Annotated in this window: 17 protein-coding genes; 5 read left to right on the top strand and 12 right to left on the bottom strand. The window is 65.5% G+C overall.

Translation table 11 applies throughout. The features are described from left to right. The first annotated feature begins 122 nt into the window (after positions 1-122). Both NSE01_RS08895 and NSE01_RS08890 read left to right on the top strand, forming a co-directional pair. Positions 123-2,912, top strand: a complete 2,790-nt coding sequence (locus tag NSE01_RS08895; protein WP_147159240.1) for an ATP-dependent DNA helicase — start codon at positions 123-125, stop codon at positions 2,910-2,912. Next, entirely contained in the window at positions 2,909-3,454 is a 546-nt protein-coding gene (locus NSE01_RS08890; protein WP_147159239.1) for a SixA phosphatase family protein, read from the top strand. The genes NSE01_RS08895 and NSE01_RS08890 overlap by 4 nt, the downstream gene beginning before the upstream one ends. Before the next feature lie 37 nt (positions 3,455-3,491). Here NSE01_RS08890 and NSE01_RS21265 read toward each other — a convergent pair whose 3' ends face one another. The 6 genes from NSE01_RS21265 to rpmF form a co-directional block, all read right to left on the bottom strand. Beyond that, positions 3,492-4,208 (bottom strand): hypothetical protein, encoded by a 717-nt coding sequence (locus tag NSE01_RS21265; RefSeq protein WP_170233796.1) that lies wholly within the window; start codon positions 4,206-4,208, stop codon positions 3,492-3,494. A gap of 43 nt (positions 4,209-4,251) precedes the next feature. Then, on the bottom strand, positions 4,252-4,674 hold the full coding sequence (locus tag NSE01_RS08880) for a MerR family transcriptional regulator (RefSeq protein WP_174812022.1): 423 nt from the start codon (positions 4,672-4,674) through the stop codon (positions 4,252-4,254). Between the two features lie 13 nt (positions 4,675-4,687). Beyond that, positions 4,688-4,987: an integration host factor subunit alpha gene (locus tag NSE01_RS08875; protein ID WP_147159236.1), complete on the bottom strand. Its 300-nt coding sequence runs from the start codon at positions 4,985-4,987 to the stop codon at positions 4,688-4,690. A gap of 150 nt (positions 4,988-5,137) precedes the next feature. Next, on the bottom strand, positions 5,138-6,115 hold the full coding sequence (locus tag NSE01_RS08870) for a beta-ketoacyl-ACP synthase III (RefSeq protein ID WP_147159235.1): 978 nt from the start codon (positions 6,113-6,115) through the stop codon (positions 5,138-5,140). Beyond that, positions 6,112-7,197 (bottom strand): phosphate acyltransferase PlsX, encoded by a 1,086-nt coding sequence (plsX, locus tag NSE01_RS08865; protein WP_147159234.1) that lies wholly within the window; start codon positions 7,195-7,197, stop codon positions 6,112-6,114. Before plsX ends, NSE01_RS08870 begins: the two co-directional genes overlap by 4 nt. Positions 7,198-7,225: 28 nt before the next feature. Then, a complete protein-coding gene (gene rpmF, locus NSE01_RS08860) occupies positions 7,226-7,405 on the bottom strand; it encodes a 50S ribosomal protein L32 (RefSeq protein ID WP_054121704.1) in 180 nt (59 codons plus the stop codon). A gap of 243 nt (positions 7,406-7,648) precedes the next feature. Between rpmF and NSE01_RS08855 the strand changes: the two genes are divergently transcribed. Then, positions 7,649-8,035 (top strand): MAPEG family protein, encoded by a 387-nt coding sequence (locus NSE01_RS08855; protein ID WP_147159233.1) that lies wholly within the window; start codon positions 7,649-7,651, stop codon positions 8,033-8,035. Positions 8,036-8,042: 7 nt separating this feature from the next. On the opposite strand, the gene NSE01_RS08850 is transcribed toward NSE01_RS08855, so the two are convergent. After that, positions 8,043-8,714 carry an MBL fold metallo-hydrolase gene (locus NSE01_RS08850; protein ID WP_147159232.1) on the bottom strand — a complete coding sequence of 224 codons (672 nt, stop codon included), beginning with the start codon at positions 8,712-8,714 and terminating at the stop codon, positions 8,043-8,045. 59 nt (positions 8,715-8,773) lie between these two features. Further along, positions 8,774-9,427 carry a S24 family peptidase gene (locus tag NSE01_RS08845; RefSeq protein ID WP_147159397.1) on the bottom strand — a complete coding sequence of 218 codons (654 nt, stop codon included), beginning with the start codon at positions 9,425-9,427 and terminating at the stop codon, positions 8,774-8,776. A gap of 171 nt (positions 9,428-9,598) precedes the next feature. Between NSE01_RS08845 and NSE01_RS08840 the strand changes: the two genes are divergently transcribed. Beyond that, positions 9,599-9,787, top strand: coding sequence for a hypothetical protein (locus tag NSE01_RS08840; RefSeq protein ID WP_147159231.1), 189 nt, complete (start codon positions 9,599-9,601; stop codon positions 9,785-9,787). Beyond that, the gene (locus NSE01_RS08835) at positions 9,777-10,169 is read left to right on the top strand and encodes a hypothetical protein (RefSeq protein ID WP_246135120.1); all 393 of its coding nucleotides are present in this window, start codon (positions 9,777-9,779) and stop codon (positions 10,167-10,169) included. Before NSE01_RS08840 ends, NSE01_RS08835 begins: the two co-directional genes overlap by 11 nt. Positions 10,170-10,319: 150 nt before the next feature. On the opposite strand, the gene NSE01_RS08830 is transcribed toward NSE01_RS08835, so the two are convergent. From NSE01_RS08830 to NSE01_RS08815, 4 genes are read right to left on the bottom strand one after another with little or no spacing between them, the layout of a single operon-like run. Then, positions 10,320-14,864 (bottom strand): LVIVD repeat-containing protein, encoded by a 4,545-nt coding sequence (locus NSE01_RS08830; RefSeq protein WP_147159230.1) that lies wholly within the window; start codon positions 14,862-14,864, stop codon positions 10,320-10,322. 17 nt (positions 14,865-14,881) lie between these two features. Further along, the gene (locus NSE01_RS08825; RefSeq protein WP_147159395.1) at positions 14,882-16,798 is read right to left on the bottom strand and encodes a hypothetical protein; all 1,917 of its coding nucleotides are present in this window, start codon (positions 16,796-16,798) and stop codon (positions 14,882-14,884) included. A 26-nt stretch (positions 16,799-16,824) separates the two neighbouring features. Continuing rightward, a complete protein-coding gene (locus tag NSE01_RS08820; RefSeq protein WP_147159229.1) occupies positions 16,825-18,702 on the bottom strand; it encodes a heme-binding protein in 1,878 nt (625 codons plus the stop codon). Further along, on the bottom strand, positions 18,702-20,141 hold the full coding sequence (locus NSE01_RS08815; RefSeq protein ID WP_147159228.1) for a multiheme c-type cytochrome: 1,440 nt from the start codon (positions 20,139-20,141) through the stop codon (positions 18,702-18,704). Before NSE01_RS08815 ends, NSE01_RS08820 begins: the two co-directional genes overlap by 1 nt. Positions 20,142-20,164 lie beyond the last annotated feature (23 nt).

The raw sequence follows: 20,164 nt of genomic DNA, 5'->3' as shown, positions 1-20,164 counted from the left end.
CAGAACGACCGAACCTTGCCGGGTTTAAGGCAAGCGCCCTGCAAGCAGGTGTGACGCCCATGGGGGAAAGCACGTAAGGCCACGGCTTGCCCCGCCCGGGGCTTTCCTCTCTAGTGGATGTCATGGCTGCACCCTCCCTCCCCGCGATCCACGCCAGCCACAGTGGCTGCTGGCTGCGGGGACCGCTTCAGAACGGGCTTTGGAGCACGCGCCCGGTGGGCAAGGGTGAGGCGATCATGGCGGCGGCCGATACCCCGCTGCTGCTGCTGAATGCGCCGCTGATCGCCAGCCGTCTGGGCTATCCCGATCTCTCCGGGCTCGATCTGCTGGAACTGTTTGCGTTCATCCATCCGGCGCAGTTCATGGTGCCAACGCCAAAGGGCCTGGCGCAGGCGCTCGGCCTTGCCGAGCCGCGCACCGACGATGGCGTGCCCGAGTTGTTGCAGGCGGCGGCGCAGGTGCTGCTCGCGACCTGCGAGGATCCGGCCTGGGCCGAGCGCGAGGGGGCATGGAGCGCGCTGCAATCGCTGGTGCGGCTGCGTTGGCCCTGGGCCGGGCTGCTTGCCCCGAGGATCGCCCAGCCGCAGCGCGCCGAGCGCTGGCTCTTCACGCGCTTGCCCGAGTGGGAGGAAGCACCCGAGCGGCCGCAGCCTGCGCAGATTGTGCTGGACGAGTACGCCATTGCTGCGCGTCTCGCCGAACTGACCGGGAGCGGTGCGGAACAACGTCCGGCGCAGCAGGCCTATGCGCGGGCGGCAGGCGCGATGTTTGCGCCGCGCGGCCAATTGCACCAGCCGCACATGGTGCTGGCGCAGGCGGGGACCGGCACGGGCAAGACTTTCGGCTATCTCGCCCCCGCCTCGCTCTGGGCGCAGCAATCGGGCGGAACGGTCTGGGTTTCGACCTATACCAAGGCGCTGCAACGCCAGCTCCGGCGCGAGAGCCGCGCGGCGTTTCCGCCTGAGCGTGCGGAACGGACCGGCCCACCGGTGGTGGTGCGCAAGGGGCGCGAGAATTACCTCTGCCTGTTGAATCTGGAAGATGCGCTGCAAGGCGGCTTTACCGGGCGGCCCGCGATCATGGCGCAGCTCGTGGCGCGCTGGGCGGCCTATTCGCAAGACGGCGACATGATCGGCGGCGATCTGCCGGGCTGGCTCGGCACGCTGTTCAGAAAGCGGGGAATCACCGCACTGACCGACCAGCGCGGCGAATGCGTCTATGCCGGGTGCCCGCATTTCCGGAAGTGCTTCATCGAACGGGCAGCACGCGCCTCCGCCGGGGCGGAACTGGTGATCGCCAACCATGCCCTCGTGATGATCAACGCGGCCCGTGCGCGCGAACCGGCGCAGCGGCCGACGCGGATCGTGTTCGACGAAGGCCATCACGTGTTCGAGGCGGCGGACAGCACCTTTGCCTCCGCGCTGACGGGCGCGGAGACGGTGGAGCTCAGGCGCTGGGTCATCGGCCCCGAAGGCAGCCAGCGCGGGCGGCGGCGGGGCCTTGCCGCGCGGCTGGCCGATGTGGCAAGCTACGACACGGACGGTGCGCGCGCGATTGCCGATGCGCGCGAGGCAGCCAGTGCGCTGCCGGGCGACGGGTGGCTGGCGCGGATTGTGGAAGGCGCGCCATTTGGCCCCATCGAGGACCTGCTGGCAGAGACCCGCGAACTCGTCCTCGCGCGCGACGAGAGCGGCGGGCAGGAAGCCGGTTACGGACTGGAGACCGAGGCGGCCCAGCTTGGCGGCAGCTTCATCGAAGTGGCTGGCCGCGCGCAGGAAGCACTGGAGGCGCTGCGCCAGCCGCTGGTGCGGCTTTCGCTGCGGCTGGAGGCCTTGATCGAGGACGCGCCGGACTGGCTCGATGGCCCGGCGCGAGCGCGGATCGAAGGCGCGCGCGGGGCGATTGGCTGGCGCACCGATCTGATCGCCGGATGGATCGCGCTCCTCGCGCGGCTCGGCGGCCCGGGCGATCCCGAATTTGTCGACTGGCTGGCGCTGGAACGCTCCGAGGGGCGCGAGTGGGATATCGGGCTGCACCGGCGCTATCTCGATCCGATGAAGCCGTTTGCCGAGGCCGTGCTGGCCGGTGCGCACGGGGTGATGATGACCTCCGCGACGCTGACGGACGGCGCCGAGACGCAGAATGGAGACTGGTCGAACGCGGTGGAGCGCAGCGGCGCGCCGCAACTGGGCGTGCGGCCCGAGGTGTTCGCCGCGCCGAGCCCGTTCGACTATGCGAAGAATGCCGAAGTGCTGATCGTGACCGACGTGCCCAAGGGCGATATTCCGGCGCTCGCCAATGCCTATGGCCGGCTGATCGAGGCTTCGGGCGGCGGCGCGCTGGGGCTGTTCACCGCAATCCGGCGGCTGCGCGCGGTCTATGGCCGGATCGCTGACCGGCTGGCGCGCGGCGGGTTGCCGCTGTTTGCCCAGCATGTCGATCCGATCGACACGGGTACGCTGGTCGACATTTTCCGCGATGATCCGCGCGCCTCGCTGCTCGGCACCGATGCCCTGCGCGACGGGGTGGACGTGCCGGGCCATTCGCTGCGGCTGGTGGTGATGGAGCAGGTGCCCTGGCCCAAGCCGTCCATCCTTCACCGTGCGCGGCGGCTGGCCCATGCGGAGAAGTTCGGGGGCGATAGCCGTGGCGGTGGGCAGGCGCACGACGACCGCATCATCCGTGCGCGGCTGGCGCAGGCTTTCGGCCGGCTGATCCGTACGGGGAGCGACCGAGGGCATTTCGTGGTGCTGTCGTCCGCGTTCCCCTCGCGCCTGCTGAGCGCTTTCCCGCCGGGTACGCCGGTGCGCCGCGTGACGCTCGATGCGGCTTTACAAAGCGTCGCGGGCAGTGTTTCTGGCGGCGCGGCTGCACCTGCGGCAGTGGACCAAACCGACGAGACTCACCCTTGAAAAAGCTCGCTCTTCTGCGCCACGCGAAGTCCGACTGGTCCGACGCGCGGGCGCGCGATTTTGATCGGCCGCTGAACGAGCGAGGCGTGCGCGGCGCGCGCGCGATGGGCGAATACATCAAGAGCACCTGCCTCACCTTCGAGCGCATCCTTGCCTCGCCCGCCGTGCGGGTGGCAGAGACGATCGAGGAAGCGAGCAAGGCTTGGGGGCATACCTTCCCGGTCGAGTGGGACCGGCGAATCTACCTCGCCAGTTCGGCAACACTGATCGACTTGCTGCGCGAGCTATCGGGCGAACCAGCCAGCGTGCTGATGATCGGGCACAATCCGGGGCTGGAAGACCTCATCTTCGATCTCGTGCCTGACGACGGCACCAGCCCGCTGCGCGAAGAAGTGGAAGTGAAATTCCCCACCGCAACGTTCGCGGTGATGGAACTCGCCATCGACCGCTGGGCGGATATCGACGAACGCTGCGCGAAGCTGGTGTCGATGATGCGCCCGCGCGATCTGGACCCGGACCTGGGGCCGACGCTGAACGATTGAGGCTTGAGGATTCAGGCCGACGCTTCGGCGCGGGACATCAGCAGCTCAACGTGTTGCCACGGCTGTCGTGACCGCTCCATTCCTCGATCCAGTCGAACTGATCGAGCGACGGACGCTTGGCGGGAGCAATCGTGATCATGCTCGCCTTTTCCCTGTCGTCCGAGATGGCCGCGTGGGTGTATCTGGCCTTACGAGTCAGATAATTCGCGCTTAGCGTTGTGATCTCGCCGCCGGTCACCCCGGCACAATCCAATCCGATCAGCCTGAATGCCTTGCCATCCCAGCGAAAACGCAAGCGATCATAGCCGCGCAAGTGGCCGAAATTCAAGGTCAGGACACCCCGGCGGATATCAACCGAGCCATCATCCGGAGCATCATCGCCGTGGCTGGGCGCAGTCTCGTTGGGAAACAGATCGCGCTTTGAGTAGACAAGATCATAGCCGTTCGGGCGTGCGAGGCCGATGGCGAGAACGTAGGGGTTGGTATCGTCCAAGGGGTAGTTCGACCCCGGCGGAAGGGGCTTGATCCTGTCCCTTGCGGTAGACCGCATCAGCACCGCGACGTCCGGTTTGGCATCACCGTCAAGATCACCGCTCTTAAGCGTGACCTGTTTCCATCCGGGCTGGACGATATCCTCCACGCTGGGCGCGAATGACGGCAGCGCTGCGGGTCGAGCATCAGGCGGATTGGCTGCAGTGGCGCACGTGGCGGCAATCAGGGCGGCCGTGCAGCAAAACGAAGTGGCGAGTTGCAAGGGCCCTGCCTCTCATGTCAGCTGCGCGTCAGTGCCGAAGCCTTCAATCCTCCAGCGAGGCGGCCAGACGTTCGCGGATCGTTTCGAGGTGGCGGCGCAGGATGCGGATGGCGGCGATGATTTCATCTTCAGCCGGCATCGGTGCGGCGGGCGCGGTAGCTTCAGGTGCGGGCGCGGCGGCCCGAGCGGGCTTGGCCCCGCCCTTGCCCGAAAGCGCCTGACGTGCGCCGCGGATCGTATAACCCTCGCGGTGGAGCAGCTGGTCGATCCGGGTGACGAGCGCAATGTCTTCAGGGCGATAGTAACGCCGGCCGCCCGCGCGCGTCAGCGGGCGGAGCATCGGGAACTGCTCTTCCCAATAGCGCAGGATGTGCTGCTTCAGGCCAAGCGCCTTGGCTACCTCGCCGATCGTGCGCAGCGCATCAGGCTCCTTGCCATCAGCGAAGGCAGGAGCAGTGTTCGGCACAGACCCTTCGATTTCAACTGCTTGCTGCAATCCGGTCCTTCAGCATCTGGCTTGCGCGAAACGTCATTACGCGGCGCGGGGTGATGGGTACTTCCACACCAGTCTTGGGATTGCGACCGACGCGTTCTGCTTTGTCTCGTAACAGAAAGGTTCCGAATCCGGAAATCTTTACGTTTTCGCCCTCGGCGAGCGCCTCGCACATGTGATCGAGAATGGATTCAACCATCCCCAGTGAATCAGCCCGCGAAAGCCCGACGCGGCGATTGATGCTCTCTGCAAGATCCGCGCGAGTGAGTGTTCCTACCGAACGCATCCTCGATTCCCCCAATGTAAAAAGCGACAAGCCAGCTTGACACAATACAGTGTCCGCAACGCTTTACAATCCGCTTTACACATTATTTTATCGGCCAATGCATTGGTCTGCAACGAAAACTGTAAGGGAAAAGTTTCCGAACCGGCACGATCAAACGCGGATGAGGCTTGCTCCCCACGTAAATCCGCCGCCCATGGCCTCGAACATGACGAGATCGCCGGGCTTGATGCGGCCATCGCGCACCGCAGTGTCAAACGCGAGCGGCACCGAGGCAGCGCTCGTATTGGCGTGGCGGTCGACCGTCACGATGACCTTTTCCTCGGGCAGGCCCAGCTTGCGCGCCGTGGCATCGAGGATACGCGCGTTGGCCTGGTGCGGGACGACCCAGTCAATCTCTGCAGCGGTGTAACCGGTTGCCACGAGCACTTCCTCAAGCACGGCGGCAAGGTTCACCACGGCGTGACGGAACACTTCGCGGCCCTTCATGCGCAGCTTGCCGATGGTGCCGGTGGACGAAGGCCCGCCATCCATGTGCAGCAATTCGTTGTGCGCGCCATCGGCATGGAGACGCGTGGCGAGAATGCCGGGGGCTGCCGGATCGCTCTCGTCGGTTTCGACCGCCTCGAGCACGACCGCACCCGCGCCATCGCCAAACAGCACACAGGTGGCGCGGTCTTCCCAATCGAGCAGGCGGCTCATGGTTTCCGCGCCGATCACCAGCGCGCGCTTGGCCATGCCGGTGCGCAGCATCGCGTCTGCCGTGCCGAACGCATACAGGAAGCCCGAGCAGACCGCCGCGACATCGAACGCGATGCCGCCGCGGCAGCCGAGTGCGTTCTGGACGATGGTAGCGGTGGCCGGGAAAGTCTGGTCCGGACTGCAGGTGCCAAGCACGATGAGATCGATCGAGGCAGCCTCGATCCCGGCGGCTTCAAGCGCCTTGCGGCAAGCCTCGGTGGCGAGCGTGGCAGTCGTCTCGCCCTCACCCGCGATGTAGCGGTTGCGGATGCCGGTCCGCTCGACGATCCACTCGTCGGTCGTATCGACCATGGTCGACATTTCGGCATTTGAAACAGCGCGGGACGGCAGGGCCGAGCCGCTGCCGCGAATGACGGAACGCAGCGTCATGCCGGGCCTCCCGGTGTTTCCGGCGCAGGCCGAACGAGGGTAGCTGCGCTACGCATGGCGTCTTGCCCCACTTCGGCAAGGTCGGCCGCAATCCGCTCGGTCAGCCGCTCAGAGAGGAGCCGCGCGGTTACCGCGACCGCATGAGCAACGCCCAGCGCCGACGCACTTCCGTGGCTTTTCACGACAACACCGTTGAGACCAAGGAACACCGCACCGTTATGATTGTTGGGATCGAGATGATGCTTGAGCAGCTCGGTCGCCGGTTTTGAAATGAGGAAGCCGAACTTCGAACGCAGCGAGCTGGAGAAGCTGCGACGCAGAAGATCGGCCACGAAGCGCGCTGCGCCTTCCATGGCCTTCAGCGCGATATTGCCGGTGAAGCCATCGGTGACGACGACATCGACATCGCCGCGCGAAAGCTTGTCCGCCTCGGTGAAACCGTCAAAGCGGAAGGCAAGCGCTTCGCCGGCCTGCTTGAGCATGGCGGCGGCATCGCGCAGTTCATCGGTGCCCTTGATCTCCTCGGTGCCGATGTTGAGCAGACGCACGCGTGGTTCGGACTGACCATGGACAATGCGGGCATAGGCCGCACCCATGATTGCGAACTGCACGAGATTGCGCGCATCGCATTCGGTGTTGGCACCGAGATCGAGCATGACGAGATCGTGATCGCCCAGCGTCGGCACGAGCGCGGCGAGCGCGGGGCGATCAATGCCCGGCATCGTGCGCAGCGCTACCTTGGACATGGCCATGAGCGCGCCGGTATTGCCCGCGCTGACCGCAGCACCGGCAGCGCCGCTCTTCACCGCATCGATGGCAAGACCCATCGATGTGGTACGCGCGCGGCGGAGCGCCTGCGTCGGCTTTTCATCGCCCGCGACAACGCTGGGCGCATGCAGAATCTCGGAAGCAGAGCGCAGGTTGGGGTGGGCTTCGAGCGCCTGCTTGATGGCGGTCTCGTCGCCAACCAAGAGGAACTTGAACTGATCGTGCTGGCGACGCGCGAGTGCTGCGCCTTCGACCATGACGCGCACGCCCACATCGCCGCCCATCGCATCTACGGCGATACGCGGCAAAGCCATAACCCGGCTGTCTCCCCCTCAGCCGAGATCAGAGGCCGACGGCGATGATCTCGCGGCCGTTGTAGTGCCCACAGGCACCGCACAGCATGTGCGGGCGCTTGAGTTCACCACAGTTGGAGCACTCGTGGAAGGCTTCAGCCTTCAGTGCATCGTGGCTGCGACGCATGCCCCGGCGGGAGGGCGAGGTCTTTCTTTTGGGGACGGCCATCTCGGCACCTGTTCCTGATCTTGAAGTCGTCTGTAGGCAAGCGCGATAGGCAAAACCCGCCCACTGCACAACCCCTGTCCGAGAGCCTGTTAAAGGCGGCCCGAGATGAGTTCGGCAGCAAGCTGGAGTCGCCAATCGCGGGCGAAGGCGCGCCTATACGGATTTCTGGATGCTTTGCAAGCGCGAGGCCGCTACGACAAGCGCGGGGTGTGACAACAAAAACCTTGAGGGGATAACACGATCATGAACTTGCCCATCACGCTCAGCGCCGTGGCCGCCGCCGCGCTGATCAACATCTGGCTTTCGATCCGCTGCGGCCAGGTGCGCACGTCCGAGAAAGTTTCGGTCGGCGATGGCGGAAACGAGAAAGTCATCCGGCGCATGCGCGCCCATTCCAACTTCACTGAAAACACGCCGATGGTGCTGGTAATGATCGCCGCGCTCGAATTCGCGCACCCGGGCAGCACCGCGCTGGCAGCAGTGGCTGGCCTGTTCATGTTTGGCCGCGTCGCTCACGGGATCGGCATGGATGGCGGCAGCCTGGGCATTGGCCGCATGATCGGGACGCTCATCACGCTGCTCGCCCAGCTTGGCCTTGCGATCTGGGCAATCATCAGCGCGCTGGGATAACCGGCGCTTACTGCATCAGATTGTAATCGCTCACGAAGCTGTTGGTCTGACGTTCCCGGCCGAAGGTGCTGTTCGGCCCATGGCCGGGAACGAACATGATATCATTGCCGAGCGGCCAGAGCTTTTCGGTGATCGAGGCGATCAGCTCGGCATGGTTGCCCATGGGGAAATCGGTACGCCCGATCGAGCCCTGGAAGATGACGTCCCCGACCACGGCAAAGCGCGAGGGCTGGTGGACGAACACGACGTGGCCCGGCGTGTGGCCGGGGCAATGGATCACATCAAGCTCGACCTCGCCAACGGTGACCTTGTCGCCATCGCCCAGCCAACGGTCCGGCTCGAACACTTCGCCCCGAATCCCCCAGCGCTTGCCATCCTCATCGAGACGCGAAATCCAGAAGCGGTCCGCCTCGTGCGGGCCTTCGATCGGCACGCCGAGTTCCTTGGCGAGCACGCCGGTGATGCCGCAGTGATCGATGTGGCCGTGCGTGACGAGCAGCTTCTCGATCGTGACGCCCGACTTCTCGATCGCCGCGCGCAGGCGTTCGATATCGCCGCCAGCGTCGATGAAGGCGCCCCGCATCGTCTTGGTGCACCAGATCAGCGTGCAGTTCTGCTGGAGCGGGGTGACGGGGATGATGGCGGCCTTGAGCGGCTGCTGCGGGGCGGTTTCGGTCATGGGGCCAAATTGGAGGCTGGCACGCGCCAAAGCAAGAGGCAGCGGGCCTGTGAAAAATCCTAGATCCGCCCCCCCTTCCACACCACCCTGCCGAGTACCGCAACATCCGCGCGGGCGCGCTCCATGCGGGGATAGGCCGGGTTATCGCTGATCACGAGCAGCGTACCGGCGGGGCCGGACTCGAGCCGCTTGACCAGCAGCACGTCGTCCAGCCGGATCACGTGAAGCCCGCTGCGCAAGGGGCGCGGGGAACGGTCGACGAGGATCTCATCACCATCGCGCAAGGTCGGCTCCATCGAATCGCCTTCAACCTCGATCACGCTGAGCATGCTGGGCTCCAGCCCCTGCTGGCGCAGCCAGCGGCCGGAAAAGCGCAGGCGGTCTGTCGGCGCGGCATCTTGCGCCAGGCTCCCGGGACCGGCCGAAGCGCCTAGCGGAAGGCGCGGAATATCGGCCCAATCGGCGTTTCGGACAGGAGCTCCTACCCCAACCGTCACGACCGTATCGCGCGGGGGCGCCCCAAGCTCGGCTTCATCTACACCGAAGAATTCAGCGAGCGTGCGGCGATCATTCTCCTCCAGCTTGCGCGGGCTGCCCTTGCGCACGAACTGCTGCAGGTAGGCCGCGTTGCGTCCGAGCAAACCCGAGAGCGCGGCGAGGCTCACCCCCCGTTCCGCGGCCAGCGCGACGAGGCGCGAACGGGCCGGGTCCATCGGGGATTCACCGGCCAAGGATTCACCGGCCTTTTGCGTCTCGAATCGGGAATTCACGGCCTTGCTCCATATTCGAAGGATTTTTCCTAGATCTGTTGGAATAATCCGTCAACATAAGAAAAATCTTATAACGACTCATCGGGTCCATTTTTTACCTTCGGAGGTCTCGCCATGCTGATACGCAAGATCGAACGGTTCATTTCCCAACACGGCATGCCGCGCACCAAATTCGGCCGCCTCGCCGCGCACGATCCGCGCTTCGTCGATGATTTGCGCAATGGCCGCGAACCCCGTCCCGCAACACAAGCACGCGTGGAACATTTCATGAACAACTACCGGAGTGCCAGCCATGTGGCTTGATCTTTTCGTCTCCCCCTCACCCATCGAGCGCAAATCCGAAGCCGGGGGGATGGCCCACCCGCGCGTGCGGATCAGCCCCTCAGAACGAATGCTGCGCGCCCTGATGGCGCTGGCCGGCCCGCATGCGGAACTGATGGAGCACAGCGAGGCGCCATGGGCGAGCGTGACCTTCGCCGGCACGCGGCACTCCATCGTGCTGCACTATCAGGGCTGGGAAGCCTGCGATGCTGCGGAAGAGCTCATGGCCGCGCTGCCCGAGCACGAGTTCACGATCCCGCGCACACTGGTTGCCGATGCGGCGGTGGTGCGGCTGGACCAGAACCTGCTGCCCGAACCGAGCATGACGCTGGAACTGGCGCTGCTGCTGCTGGACGATGCCTGAGGGGTTGAGGCAGCTACCGATCACCCCCGCACCCCCGCTCCGCTCATCCTGAGCTTGTCGAAGGATGCCGGCACGACCGCTGCGGTTGGTACTTCGACAAGCTCGGCACGAGCGGTTCAGGCGGGATTGAAGGGATCACGCAACCGCTCCTCAGGGCCGCGCCGCCATCAGTTGCGGCGCGGTCCTGGCGCCGACCCAGAGCGACATGTCGACCGTGTTGCCGACCTTGAATGGCGCACCGGACTTGTTGAGGAAGAGCTCCTCCATTTCCTGACGGTTGAACGGGCGCGAACCTAGGCGGCCGAAGATCGCGATCTGGCCGCCGGTCTCGTCCACGCCCCGATCACGGTCGAGGCCCTTGGAAAGCGCCAGCGCCGGGCTTGGCGTGTGGGCCCAGGCGATCAGCTCGGGCTTGGGTTCGGGCGAGAAGCCGTAGAAGTTGGGCTGGCTCGCCGGCGAGGTCAGCTGCAGCACCTTCACCCCGTTGATCCCGTCCGCCACGTAGGCAAACAGCGAGGCGTTGGTGGAGGCGACGATGACGTCCTCCGCATCGGTCAACTGGCCGCCTGCGGTGAAGGCCTGATAGATCGAAGGCCGGGTCGGCGCCGTGATATCGACGATGACGAGGCCCTGCTTCTTCGCCGCAACATAGGCGTAAGTGCGCGCGAGATAGACGCGGCGCGCATCCTCGAGCGGCACGGTGGCCGAGGGGACCGGGACCGGCTTGGCGAGGTTGGTCACGTCCATCAGCTCGAGGCCGTTCGCCGTCGTCACCCAGAGGTAGCGGAACTGCATCGCCGTGGCGCGGGGATCGCGCAAGGGCACGACCGAGGTGATCTTCGGATCAAGGCAGGTTTCACCGCCCTTCTTGTCGGAGACTTCGCATGGGGCAGCAGGCGACCACGGCTTCGTCAGGTGCACCGTCACCAGCGCCTTGTCGGTGACGATATAGGCATAGTCACCCGCGAGCGTGATGTGCCGCGCGCCCTTCAGCACGCCGTCCGGATTGAAGGTCAGCGCGCGGTGGAAGAAGTTGTTGCGGAACTCGCCATCGGCCAGCGTATCGACGTTGACCGCAATCAGGCCCTCCACCGCATCGGTGATGAAGGCGTAGTGATAGACCGGCGAGAACGGCTGCTCCTGGTTCGCCTCGCGCATGTCTGGCGTATTGCGGGTCGGCGCGATCGACTGGTTGGTCGGCAGCGCCATGCAGGTCGCGTTGGTCGTATCGATATGGGTGTTGTGGCCCAAGGGCGAGAACGGCGCGGTCACGATGCGTTCGGAGAAGCCCTTGTCGCCGATCGCGGCGATGTCATAGGCGCGGAAGCCGCCTTTCCCTTCGGCGACGTACATGTATTCGCCGCGCATCTGCAGGCAGTGCACCGCATCCGAGGTGCCCTTCGTGATGTTGGTGAATTCCTCGCGGCCGGTGGTCTCGCCCGCCAGATGCTTGTCGAAGATCGCGCCGCGGGTCCAGTTCTTGAGCTCGCGGTTGTTCTTCTCGACGTGCTCGCGGTAGAAATCGGGATAGGCGTAGCGGTGGAGGTAGCTGCCGATCACCGCCTGCGGCTCGTCCCATTCGGTCACGCGCACCGCTTCAAAGCCGCCGTCGAGACCGAACCACGCGTTCATGCCGACGAAGTTGACGTAGTTCGTGCCGAGCAGGAGCAGTTGCGCCATGATCGCGTTGTTGTCGTCATCCTTGCTGAGGTGACAATCGGTGCACTGCTTGGTTTCCTTGGTGCGCACGGTGTGCGGGAAGTGCGGTGCGAAAGCCTGCGAGGAATAGCCCGCCGAGGAGATCGGCGGCTGCTGCACGTAGATCCGCTCGCGGTTGATGTTGGTTGAGGAGAGGATCAGCGCCGAGGTCGAGCGGATCGGCGCGGTGATCGCCTTGCCCGATATCGGATTGCCCTCCGCATCGAACAGCACCGGATCGGAGCCGGAGGACTTGTTGCGCTGGTGCTTGCCGAGCTGGAACATGTCATCGCGCGCGACCTGCGGGTTATAGGTCGCGTAGTTGCGGGTGTAGTCTTCCTCGTACTTGTGCGTTGCGGACTTCCAGTTCGCCTCGATCGGCAGGTGGCAGCCGGCGCACGAGGTGGTCCACGAGAGGTGGCACGTGAAGCAGGCCATGTCGTCGTCGGCATGGGCGCGCTCGGCCTTTGGCACGCCGAGGCCGAAGCGGAACAGGCCGTCGTCGGCACCCGATTTCGCCATGAGCTTGGCGCGCGCGGCCTTGGGATTGAACACCGGCTTGCCGCCGGGCTCGATCACGCCCTGATATTGCGGATCGACCGATTCCTTGACGAGACTCACGCGCCACCAGAGCTTGGGATCGATGATCGAGCGCTGGATGAGGACGCGGCGGCCGTTTTCGGTGCTCCATTCGAAGCGGCGCTGGCCATCGGCATTGCGCAGCAGTGCAAGGTTCTCGCCTTTCTCCGGTGCGGCGAGGTTCGAGGTCATCAGCGTCGGGAAGGCATCGGGCGTGCCGTGGCAATCCTTGCAGCCGATCGAGACGGCATTGGCGACTTCGCCGTAGATCAGGCCGTTGCCGTGGCTGTCCTGCGCGAAATGGCAATCGGCGCACTGCATGCCAAGCTGCGCGTGGATATCCATCATGTGGACCGACTTGCCGGGATTGTCCGGCCCGACATCGACGAACTTGCCCTCGCCGCCCTTGCGCCACTTCTCCGGATCGTCCGGAGCGATGATGTGCGCCTTGTCGGTGCCATAGCTCGACATATCGCCATCATCGTCGAGCAGGTTGCCGCGCCGGTCGCGTTTCAGGATCGCGCGGAAGTTCCAGCCGTGGCCGTGGTAGTCGGCGAACTGGGTATCCTTGTTGTCCTTGTTGAGGTCATAGACGTTGCGCAGGAATTCCACATCGCGCCACAAGCCGCGCGGAGAGGCGCCCTCGGGGTTGCGATCGAGCACTTCGCGCTGCTCGGCCATGTTCGGGTGGAACTGCTTCTTGAACGCGCGCTGCCAGTCGGCATCGGTCGCGCCCGGGGGCTTCGGCGCGGTGTTCTCCGGCCCGGGCCACATGCGCGGCGCATCGGACTCATAGTCCCACATCGTGTAGCCGAGGAACGAGTTCAGGAAGATGTTGGGCTGGTGCATGTGGCAATTCATGCACTGCGCAGTCGGGATCGCGCGGGTGAAGGCGTGGACCAGCGGATGGCCGCGCTCGCGGTCTTCCATGGCGACGGGGCCAGCGGCATGGCCGCCATGGTCGAGCCCGGCGGCGGCATGGGCCTCGGCCTGGCTCATCTTGTGCTCGTCCATCGTGCCGTGCGGCGCGGGGCCTTCGGCGGGGGCGTAGACCAGCTGCTCGGCACTGGCGATGGCGCGGGCGCAATCGCCCTCGCGGTCGGCGCTTTCCTCAGGATCGGTCGCATCGCCGCCCATGTACTTGCCGTGGCCGCCAAGCACAGTGCCGCGCACGCGCGTCTCATGCCCGTGCTTTGCCGCATCGTAGCTGCCATAGCCGCCGCTGCGATGCTCGCCTTCGCGCAAGCTGTTGATCGTGGGATCCGCCGTGATCGTCTGCCCGTCGCGGCCGCATTTGGCATAGTTCAGGCTGTGGCGCGGCTCGCGGTCATTCGCATAGATCACGTGGCACGAGGCACAGCCCGATGAGCGATAATCGCCCGGCTGATCGTTGGTGCCCATCTGGAACAGGAACGGATCGTTGAGGCGGGTCTTGTGGATGTTGAGCACCGGGATCGCGACGCGCAGGCCGGTGGCGGGGCCGCGGTTCGATTGCTTGAGGTCCGGGCGGCCCGGTTCCTCCAGCCGCTGGATCGCGCCGGTCGAGTTGGGCAGGCCGATTTCGGGGAACTGCGGGTTGATCGTCCGGCCGCCGTCCTCGAACACACGGAAGATGTCGCCCGGCGGGATCGTGTGCCACTTGGGCAGCGGATAGAGGATGGGCAGCGCGCCGCGCGCCTTCTCAGCCGGGGTGACGGTGCCCCACATCGGCTTGCCATCGGTGCCGATCTGCTTCGAGGCGGACTTGAGCAGCGCAGGTTCGCCCTGACGCGTGAAGCTCTCGCCGAACAGGTAGTTCTTGAACGGCACGATGCCGTTGTTATAGGCCGCGCCGCCCCACAGCATGGCGCCCGTGCTCATCAGCGAGCGCTCTGACGCCTCGATGATCGACATGTGGCAGGCGCCGCAGGAATCACGGGCGACGCGGTAGTCGGACGGATTCACGAAGCGGATGAATTCGGGGCTTTCCTTTGCAAGCAACGCATAGGAACGCTTCGGGTTCGCCGAGCTCGGCCAGCCCCACGCCACTGGGAACTTCGGCAGGACATGCGCGTCCTTCATCGCCGCGACATAGTCCATCGACCCGCGCGCCCAGCGCCGGTCTGCCATCACCTTGGTGTTGCCGCCATGGCAATCGGCGCACGAAAGCACGACCGCGGGGCTGGCGTGCATGGTGCGGTGATCGCTCTTGGTATGGCAGCTGACGCAGCCCGAGTTCTGCTTGTCGACGTAGGCCCATTGCTCTGCCGCCGTATCGCCCGGCTGGCCGCGCGGTGCGGGCGGAGCGCGGGTATAGGCGATCTTCTGCGCGATTTCCTCGCCCGAGGCCCACAGCGCGGTGGGAACCCCCAGCGCGCCGAGCAGCAGCGCCAGCCAGGCCAGTCCTATCTTGCGGGGGATACGGAGGCGGGATGGCATGGTCAGTCGGTCGCCCATCAGAAAGCCAGCGTCAGGTTGCCGAGCACGGAATAGAACTGCTTGCCGTGGCCGCGCTGGTCGAACAGATCACGGAAGCCCTTGCCCGCCTTCAGCACCGCACCGGAAAGCCGGAACACCACGTTCTGCGCCGCCTTGGGCCGCCAGATGGTGGCGACCGAGAGATCCCAGCCGATCGAGCGGGGGATCGTGCCCTCGTTGCGCAGTTCCTGCAGCACGGCGGTGTTGGCGAACCACAGGTGATTGGCATTGGCCGTCAGGCGGAAAGTCGGCGTGAGATCGAAATCACCGCCGAAGCCTGCGAGCGCCGTGCCCGGATTGAGGTAGTTCGATTGCCCCTGCTCCTTCGAGGAGCGCAGCGAATTGAGGATACCGTTGCGCCCGTTGACGCCGATCACGCGCCCGCCGCCCGCGAAGGGGATCGTCTGGCGGATCCAGTAGGAGGTGTCGGCGCCGGCGAACTGGGGGTTCTCGAAGATCGCGTCGAAGCCCCGCTCGGTATTGTCATAAGGATTGCTATCGCCCGTGGCGTAGAGCGCCGAGGCACGGAAACGCGCCCAGTCGCGATCATAGCTCAGTTCCGCAGCGCCAAAGAAGGCGCGGATCTTCGCAGGCTCGCTGGTGAGGAAGTTGTTCCGATCCTTGCCGAACGCCCCGTAGAACTGTCCGGTCAGGTTGAGCCGGCCAATGTGGCCATCCACGCCGTAGCCGAGGTAGAGCACCCGGTACTTGCGCGGCCGCAGATCACCAAGCAGCGCGGGCCGCACCGGGAAGCCGTTGGCATCCGTCGTAATGCGCGTTTCCCGGTTGATGTTGTAGGTGACCGAGAACAGGCTGGTGAGGCCGACAAACGGGAAATCCTGCCGGTAGAGATTGCCGGTGAAGATCCAGTCCCGGCGCAGCGGCGCGGCGATGTTGTTGAGACCGGAGTTGGTCTCCTTCTCGATCCGCCAGAACGCCGCGAGATTGAACTGCAGGCGGTTGTTGTCACGGTTGCCGAACAGGCGCACGCCGAGTTGGTTATCGTTGAACAGGAAGCCGCGGAAGTCGGACTGGAACGGCTGGATGCCCATGCGCAGCGAGATGAAATCGAACCGGTTCGTATCGAAGGCGCCGAGGTGGTAGTCGATGAAGGCTTCCTGCAGCCCGATGAACCCGTCCGTGCGCTTGGTGCCCTTGGAAGGTTCGACATAGAGCACGCGCCGTTCCGGCACTTCGACGTGGTTGATGTTGCCCGCAATGGCCACGCGGTATTCGATGACCGGCGGCTTGAATGCAGTCTCACCCTTGAGCAGCGAGAAACCGGCGATGAACGTCTGCGAGAGGACGAGGCTGTTGCTGCGGCCGAAGGTATCGTTGGAATCGGGGTCGGTCGTCGTCTGGTTGCCGACCGGGATCGGGAAGCTGCGTGGCTCGACCACAGTATCTGACACCGCGTTGGCGATGAAGTACCAGTCGTCACCCTTGAGGAAGCCGGGCTTCTTGCCTGCGGCGAGCGGACGGTCGCCCTTCAGCGTGTTGTGGTGGAAGGGGTCTAGCTTGGAGTGGCAGGCCGACTTGAACCGCGAGGCCAGCAGCCGTCCGAACGTGTTGTCGCCCGTCGCCGCCGGGCACAGCGAGGAAACGATACGCCAGCGATCAGGCACGCCGGTATTGAGCACGAGATCGGAGGGCGAACCCTCCCCGTCCCACTTGTCGTAGAAAGCCTCGGGCGGCGGTGCGTTGACCGCGCCGGGATTGTCCTGCTCGACCTTGTCCGGGAGCGACTTCTGATAGCCCGGACGGCGGCGGCCATCGATCAGCGCGTCATCCGCCGTGGTCGGGCTGGCCGCTGGTGCAGGTTCAGCAGCCGGCGCGTTAGTGGCCGGCGTCTCCGGCGGTGCGCCCTCGGCCACCGGAGCGGCAAGCGCAAGCATCGGAGCGACGAGGGACGCGAAAAAGCTCACAATCCCTCGCACACATTCTGGATCGAGGTATCTAGGAAGGGCGCGAACGGACAGCTGATGTAGCGCAGCCGCACACCGACACCCACGTTCACGACGATACGATCGGACCGCATCGGTTTGGGCGCGTTGCCGATGCCGCCCACCTTGAGCCCACCGTTGTTGAGGCCGACGAAGCCGATCATGTTGTCCTGATCGATGCCGTCACCCGAAACGCCGATGGCGCCCACCAGCGTGTTGCCACGATAGATCGGCACGGAACCCGAGAAGATCTGTATGCCGTTGGCCAGCCGCTGCTGCCCGCTGGGCGCGAGCGGGATATTGGTGCAACGATTGGAGCCCAGGGTCTTCGCGATCAGCGCGGTCTGGAGGCCTGTGGCAAACGGGCTGAACTTCGCGATGGGCACCGAAAGCGGGCCATTGGGACGCCCCACTTCGCCATCCGGGAAATAGGGCCGAGAGAGATTGCCGATCGCGCGGTTGGAGAAAGCGGTCTTGCCGGTGAACGCGGCGGGATCAGCGAGGAAAGCCCGCGTTGCCGACACCGTCGAAGCCACGCCGGGATCTGGATCGGCCAGCAGCAGATCGCCCGCGCGGCGATTGGAGAAGAACGCAACCGTGCGCGCCTTCTGCAGCGAAACGTCGGTGCCGAAGATGGGCGCATCGGGGCTGCGCACGACACCCAGCGCGGTGCCCCAGCTATCGACCACCGAGATCGTCACCTGCGCCGGGGAGTTGAGCGGACGGCGGATCTGCGCGCGGGCCCTGCTCATGATCTTGAACGCTTCTTCAAGCACCGCGCGCACTTCGGTCGGCTTGAGCGCCGTCCCCACTTCGGCAGCATCGGCGCCGCCGCGAATCGGGAAGCGGTTCACGCCGTTGCCGTCGCTGAGGACGAAAGCCTCCGGATTGCTGAAGTCGCTCGCCTTGGCGAAACGGAAGCCGCTGCGTTCGGTGCCATAGGCAACGCCTGGCAGGATGCTCGTGCCTGCATAGTAGCCCGCAACCGCAATCAAGGCTCCGGCGCCTGCCCCCAGCGCCGCAAAGCTCGACTTCAGCGGGTGAAGCTTGCTGGTGCTCGCATCCGAAAAGCGCAGCGTCGTCCCGTCAACCGGAATGCGATCGGCGCGGATCGCGATCGGCGGAGCAAAGCCCTGCAGACCGGCGAAGGCGATGATCTCGTCAAGATCGTTGTCGAAATCGAGCACATTGGGATCGAACCCGTAGACCCCGTCCGCCATGACCCCGACGCCGCCCACAACGACGCCGTTCTTGTAGAGCGGAAAGCCGCCCGGGTCCGCAGCCAGCCCGAGCGGGGAACGCTTCGGGCCGATCATCGCCGTGAGTGGCGCCGAAGAACCCGGAAAGCGCGTGTTGAGATCGGAGCACGGCAACTGGCTGAACTGCACGCCGAACAGCGGACCGCTTTCAAGGCCCGGCGTGCTCGGCGCGGGGGGGAAGTGCTGCTGCACGATCATGCTGGCGGTGCGGGTCGAGAAGGCATTGCCGCCCGACGACAGATAGGCGCCAGTAATGGCCTTGGCGATCGCGCCTGCTTCCGATGGCAGGGTTGTCGGGATCTGCGACGGCGCCGTGATGCGCATCGTGGTTGCCGCGCCGGTCATGCGGTAGACCGCGAGCACGTTGCCAACCCGGTCGACGACGGCAATCGTCGCCTTGCGGCCGCGCGCGGTGGCTTCGCCTGCGGCCTGCGCGATCACCTTCTGGACGTCAGCAACTGTCAGCGCCTCAAGCCGCGGGGCGGTGAATACGGCGGCGGCTGCACTAGTTGCGGCCACCGGGGCAATGCCTGACAGCACGAGACCGATCAGCGCGAGCCAGGCCGCGAAATGCCCGGACAAGTTGCGATATGCCATCAGCGAAGACTCCGGATTGAACGGACCGCGCCGCCCAGCGCGCGGCGGAAGGCAATCGGCTGGAACCCGTTGGGATCGCGCACTGCGGCATAGGCCTGGTTGATCTGGATGCGCAGGTTTCCGGCGCTTCCCGGCGTCACCATCCCTGCGTTGACCATGCCATTGAGCAAGGTATCGAGCGCCATGACCGACTGGACCGAGCCCTCATAGTCAGTGAAGCGCTCGGAAATCGCATCGCTGGCGATCGTATCGATCACGGTGAAGGCCTGATCGCGGCTGAAGGCGGTGCTGGCAAAGCGCGTGGAGAGCGCCTCGGCCGCCTGCCTGAGGGACTGCGCCGCTGCCACTGCCTCGCTGCGGCCCACCCCCATCGCGCGGTGGAACGCCTTGCTGCGCGCATCGAAGGTCGTCGCCTCGGCCGGAGCGACGACTCGCGCGGCGGCCAGCAGCAGGATCATGTTCTCGTCGTTGTAGGGCGGCATGCCGGCGTGGATCGGCCGACCCGGATTGGGCACCGCGCTCACGTTCGCCTCATCGCTGTCGTAGATGCGGCGGTGGCACGAATGGCAATCGTAGAAGGTGAACTCGGGGAACACGCCGTCGTTCGCCTTGGCCGGCTGCATATAGAGCGAGAGCCCGCGCGAGACGGCCTCGGCCTGCCCGATCGCCCACATCTGCATCGAATTGGTCTTGTGACCCTTGCGGGTGACATAGTCGGCATCCTCGTCATGGTGCTGCTGCAGCGTGCTGAACAGGTCCATCTCGAACGAGATGCGCGGGTGGCCCGCCGCCATGATGCGGTGCGCGATGAACTGGCCCTGCCCGTCGCCCGAGAGGTGGCAATCGAGGCAAACCCCGGCGCGGACGCGCGGAACGGTCAGGTCGGTCATGCCCTGCGCCACATTGCGCGCATGGCTGGTGCCGACGGTGTAGTGCGTGGCGAGCCAGCCGCCGCTGGGGCCAGCGCCCGAATTGCCGTGGCATGCCTCGCAATCGACGCCGTCCGCCAGCTTTGCCGCGCCCTTCGAAGCATGGCAGCCGGCGCATTCGCGGACCACCCCAGCGCTGTCGAGCCCCAAGCGGCGGGCAATCGCAACCCCGCGCGGTTCGCCGATTACGCGCCAGGCGCGGCTGTGCGCGCCGGTGGGGGAGCTTTCTTCCTGCCAGCGGAGCAGTTCGTCCTGCCGGATCGGCGTGCCGCTGGCGACACTGCGGCCATGGCAGGTGGAACCCGCGCACGTCGCGACACCCATGTGCGCACGCGGCACGGCATCATCGGAAGCAGCCTCGGCCTTAAGCGGGGACGGGTAAAGCGCCAGCGCCGCGCCGAGCGCGAGCAGGACCACTGCAAGACACGCGAGTCCTGCCAGAAGCGGAGACCTTGCTCCGCCGCGAAGGGCAGCCTCAATCGGCCGCGCCAGTGTCGAAATGCCCCGCATTGCCCCTCGTTTCATACGACCGG

Source organism: Novosphingobium sediminis (assembly GCF_007991615.1).
GTDB lineage: Bacteria > Pseudomonadota > Alphaproteobacteria > Sphingomonadales > Sphingomonadaceae > Novosphingobium > Novosphingobium sediminis.
This window is presented reverse-complemented; position numbering and strand designations above follow the sequence as displayed.

Bases quoted from the DNA above. Each gene is read 5' to 3' on its own strand.
- NSE01_RS08895 (WP_147159240.1), top strand. From the start codon at position 123: ATGGCTGCACCCTCCCTCCCCGCGATCCACGCCAGCCACAGTGGCTGC.
- NSE01_RS08875 (WP_147159236.1), bottom strand. From the start codon at position 4,987: ATGCGTTCGGTAGGAACACTCACTCGCGCGGATCTTGCAGAGAGCATC.
- NSE01_RS08870 (WP_147159235.1), bottom strand. From the start codon at position 6,115: ATGACGCTGCGTTCCGTCATTCGCGGCAGCGGCTCGGCCCTGCCGTCC.
- plsX (WP_147159234.1), bottom strand. From the start codon at position 7,197: ATGGCTTTGCCGCGTATCGCCGTAGATGCGATGGGCGGCGATGTGGGC.
- rpmF (WP_054121704.1), bottom strand. From the start codon at position 7,405: ATGGCCGTCCCCAAAAGAAAGACCTCGCCCTCCCGCCGGGGCATGCGT.
- NSE01_RS08855 (WP_147159233.1), top strand. From the start codon at position 7,649: ATGAACTTGCCCATCACGCTCAGCGCCGTGGCCGCCGCCGCGCTGATC.
- NSE01_RS08850 (WP_147159232.1), bottom strand. From the start codon at position 8,714: ATGACCGAAACCGCCCCGCAGCAGCCGCTCAAGGCCGCCATCATCCCC.
- NSE01_RS08845 (WP_147159397.1), bottom strand. From the start codon at position 9,427: ATGGACCCGGCCCGTTCGCGCCTCGTCGCGCTGGCCGCGGAACGGGGG.
- NSE01_RS08840 (WP_147159231.1), top strand. From the start codon at position 9,599: ATGCTGATACGCAAGATCGAACGGTTCATTTCCCAACACGGCATGCCG.
- NSE01_RS08835 (WP_246135120.1), top strand. From the start codon at position 9,777: ATGTGGCTTGATCTTTTCGTCTCCCCCTCACCCATCGAGCGCAAATCC.
- NSE01_RS08830 (WP_147159230.1), bottom strand. From the start codon at position 14,864: ATGCCATCCCGCCTCCGTATCCCCCGCAAGATAGGACTGGCCTGGCTG.
- NSE01_RS08825 (WP_147159395.1), bottom strand. From the start codon at position 16,798: ATGCTTGCGCTTGCCGCTCCGGTGGCCGAGGGCGCACCGCCGGAGACG.
- NSE01_RS08820 (WP_147159229.1), bottom strand. From the start codon at position 18,702: ATGGCATATCGCAACTTGTCCGGGCATTTCGCGGCCTGGCTCGCGCTG.
- NSE01_RS08815 (WP_147159228.1), bottom strand. From the start codon at position 20,141: ATGCGGGGCATTTCGACACTGGCGCGGCCGATTGAGGCTGCCCTTCGC.